General features: G+C 64.5%; 4 protein-coding genes and 1 pseudogene. 4 read left to right on the top strand and 1 reads right to left on the bottom strand.

Going from position 1 to position 3,334, the window contains the following annotated elements:
* Nucleotides 1-194: pseudogene (locus EOD07_RS27740) on the top strand (hypothetical protein); the annotation flags it as partial.
* 39 nt (nt 195-233) lie between these two features.
* Nucleotides 234-773: a GNAT family N-acetyltransferase gene (locus EOD07_RS27735; RefSeq protein WP_127237659.1), complete on the top strand. Its 540-nt coding sequence runs from the start codon at nt 234-236 to the stop codon at nt 771-773.
* On the opposite strand, the gene EOD07_RS27730 is transcribed toward EOD07_RS27735, so the two are convergent.
* A complete protein-coding gene (locus EOD07_RS27730) occupies nt 765-1,649 on the bottom strand; it encodes a LysR family transcriptional regulator (RefSeq protein ID WP_164772591.1) in 885 nt (294 codons plus the stop codon). The two genes, EOD07_RS27735 and EOD07_RS27730, sit on opposite strands and share 9 nt — an antisense overlap.
* A gap of 110 nt (nt 1,650-1,759) precedes the next feature.
* Here EOD07_RS27730 and EOD07_RS27725 point away from each other — a divergent pair, with 110 nt between their 5' ends.
* Complete coding sequence (locus EOD07_RS27725) at nt 1,760-2,911, top strand: gamma-butyrobetaine dioxygenase (protein WP_127237658.1); 1,152 nt, start codon at nt 1,760-1,762, stop codon at nt 2,909-2,911.
* Nucleotides 2,908-3,334, top strand: a 427-nt coding sequence (locus EOD07_RS27720) for an HD domain-containing protein (protein WP_127237657.1), incomplete at its 3' end; no start/stop codon positions are given. The genes EOD07_RS27725 and EOD07_RS27720, both read left to right, overlap by 4 nt.

Raw genomic sequence — 3,334 nt, 5'->3', positions numbered from 1 at the left:
ACAAGGCCTGGAAGGCGCCGAGCCACGCCGTCATGCTGATGCGGCTGGAGAGGGCCGAGCGGCTCGGACTGACCTACGAGGAATATACGCTCGAGATCCTGGAGCGCGGCCGCCATCTCGGCGAGGACGACGCCAACCGTATCGCAGAAATCAGGCGGGCGCGCCGGCGCAAACGGACCAGCCATTTCGAATGACCCTTGTTCCCGATATCTCGTTACCTGGAGAGCACCAGCATGAACTCCCTTGAAATCCGGGCGTTGAGCGGCGAGGCGGCAACCATCGCGATGCTCTCCGATCTGTTGATCGAGACGGTCGCCGCTGGCGGATCGGTGAGCTTCATGCATCCATTGTCAGTGGAGGCCGCGCGGGATTTCTGGCGCCAGTCGCTTGCCGCGGCCGCGCGCGGGGAAAGGGCGGTGCTAGGCGCATGGCAGGGCGATGCGCTTGCCGGCACGGTCACGCTGCTGCTTGGCTTCCCGCCCAATCAACCGTACCGCGCCGAGATCGCCAAGCTGATGACCGGCCCGGCCCATCGCGGCAAAGGCGTCGCGACCCGCCTGATGCGCGCCGCGGAAGAACTGGCGGTCGAGAAAGGCCGCACGCTGCTCGTGCTGGACACGGCGAGCGAAGAGGGCGCGGCGGGCCTCTATGAGAAGCTTGGTTTCACGCTGACGGGAGAAATCCCCGATTTTGCGCTCAAGCCGTATGGCGGGCTGACCGGCACGTTGATCTACTGGAAGCGGATAGGAGCGGAGGCCCGTACGCTATCTTGACCTTCCGGCAATGCGCGACAGAAGCCAGTGGCGAAAATCCTGCTCGGCGCCGGACAATCGCGACGATGACGGTCTCGTCAGGAAATGGCCCAACGGGCTCGAAAGCTCGAAATCCGAAAGCCTGACGAGAGCCTTTTCCTTGAGAGCCGCGTCGACTAGCGGGCGCGAGCCGAGCAGCGCTCCGGCGCCGGCCTTCGCCGCTTCCATAGCGGCGACGAAACTGTCGAAGCGGTGCGAGCGCCGCGGCTGTCCGGAAAGTCCGGCAGCGGCGAACCATTCCGCCCACATTTCCCGCGCGCCGGCCACCAGGAGCAGCGGCAATGACGTCCAATCGTCATCCCGGGCGAGCGTTGGCGCCGCGACCGGGACAAGCCGCTCGACGGTCAGCCGGTCGGCCTCGCGCCCGGGAAAGGACCCGTTGCCGAAACGTATGTCGAGCGCCGAACCCGGCTGATCGTAGTCGGTCGGCCGGTGGATGGTTCCCAGATCGAGCCGGACCTGCGGCAGAGCCTTTGCCAGGTCGGGCAGGGCCGGAACCAGCACCAGAAGGGCAAACGAGATTGGAATCCGGATCGAGACGGTCTGCAAGGCGCGCGGCTCGAACAGCTCGCTTGTGCTGTTGCCGATGGTCGCGAATGCCGACTGGATGTGCGGGAGATAGGCCGCCCCTTCCGGCGACAGCGCCACGCCGCGCGCCAGACGCGCGAACAGTCGCGTCTTCAGCCGCTCTTCCAGAAAACGGATATGCTGGCTCACCGCGGCCTGGGTGAGCCCCAGCTCCGCGGCAGCGGCGGTGAAGTTGGACAGGCGGGCGGCTGCCTCGAAACTGCGCAGCCAGTCGAGAGGGGGCATCGTATCGAATACTTTCTCAGCCATTATAAATTTAGCGCCAATACCCGAAAAACGATAATTTGAATTATGCCTCGGATGAAGTCAGCATGCAATCCGTGCCCGTTGCGGCGGGTAGAGAAGGGAGCTTTCAAAGTATGTTGACGAGGGTAACGCTGGGCGACGATGGTCGAACGATCGAGCTTGGCTGGCAGGATGGAGCGCTGAGCCGCTTCCACGCCATGTGGCTGCGCGACAATGCGCTGGACGACAAGACGCGCAGCGCCGGCAACGGCCAGCGGCTGATCACCATCCTCGACATTCCGGCCGAGACGCGGATCGACAAGGCCTCGATCAAGGGCGGAGCGCTGGAGGTCAAGTTCACGCCCGAGGACAAGACAGTCAGCTACCCGGCCCAGTGGCTGTGGGCCAACGCCTACGATCGCGTCGAATCTCGGCAGCCCGGCTGGACGGGCGACGTCATTCAGCGTTGGACCAAGTCGACAATGCAGAATTCGTTGCCGCGCGCCAGCTACGCGGCAGCCCTGCATGACCGCGGCGTCCTGCGCGAATGGCTTTTGGCGGTGCGGACCTATGGCTTTGCCGTCATGGACGGCCTGCCCGCGGAATCCGGCTCGCTGTGCAAGGTGGCCGACCTCTTCGGCTACGTCCGGGAGACCAATTACGGGCGCTGGTTCGAGGTGCGCGCCGAGGTCAATCCGAACAATCTCGCCTACACCAATCTCGGCCTGCAGGCGCATACCGACAATCCCTATCGCGACCCGGTGCCGACGCTGCAGATCCTGTCCTGCATCGAGAACACGGTGGAAGGCGGCGAATCCAGCGTCGTCGACGGATTCGCGGTGGCGGCGGCACTTCAGGCGGAAAACCCGGACGGCTTCCGGCTGCTCTCTTCCTATCCGGCGCGCTTCGAATATGCCGGCTCGTCGGGCGTGCGGCTGCAGTCGAAGCGGCCGATGATCGAGCTTGGGCCCGATGGCGAGCTGATCTGCATCCGCTTCAACAACCGCTCGCTGGCGCCGGCCGTCGATGTGCCCTTCGCCGAGATGGACAAATATTACGCGGCCTATCGCCGCTTCGCTGAATTGATCGAGGATCCCGCCTTCGAAGTGACCTTCAAGCTCGACGCGGGAGAATCCTTCATCGTCGACAACACCCGCGTCATGCATGCGCGCAAGGCGTTTTCCGGCAGCGGCAAGCGCTGGCTGCAGGGCTGCTACGCCGACAAGGACGGCCTGCTGTCGACGCTTGCCGCGATCGAGCATGGTTTCGAGGAGGCGGCGGAATGAAACCGAACGAATTGAATGCCGGCAACATCGTCGAATTCATCGCCGATATCTTCGAGCGCCGTGGCGCCGAATCCTATCTCGGCGAGCCGGTCACGATGTCGGAGCATATGCTGCAGGGCGCGTGGCTGGCCGAGCAGGACGGCGCCCCGGAGGAACTGGTGGCAGCGGCGCTGCTGCACGACATCGGCCACTATACCAGCGAGTTCGGCACCTATTCGCCCGACGACGTCGAGGACAAGCATCATGACGAGGCGGGCGGCGAGGTGCTCGCGCCTTTCTTTCCGCCGGTCATCGTCGAATGCGTCAGGCTGCATGTCTCGGCCAAGCGCTATCTGTGCGCCACCGATCCGACCTATTTCGGCAAGCTGTCGCCGGCCTCGGTGCACACGCTGTCGCTGCAGGGCGGGCCGATGAATGCCGAGG

The sequence above is a fragment of the Mesorhizobium sp. M2C.T.Ca.TU.002.02.1.1 genome (assembly GCF_003997225.1).
This window is presented reverse-complemented; position numbering and strand designations above follow the sequence as displayed.

What these genes read in the sequence shown, in the direction of transcription:
- EOD07_RS27725 (WP_127237658.1), top strand. Translation starts at nt 1,760, where the DNA reads ATGTTGACGAGGGTAACGCTGGGCGACGATGGTCGAACGATCGAGCTT.
- EOD07_RS27730 (WP_164772591.1), bottom strand. Translation starts at nt 1,649, where the DNA reads ATGGCTGAGAAAGTATTCGATACGATGCCCCCTCTCGACTGGCTGCGC.
- EOD07_RS27735 (WP_127237659.1), top strand. Translation starts at nt 234, where the DNA reads ATGAACTCCCTTGAAATCCGGGCGTTGAGCGGCGAGGCGGCAACCATC.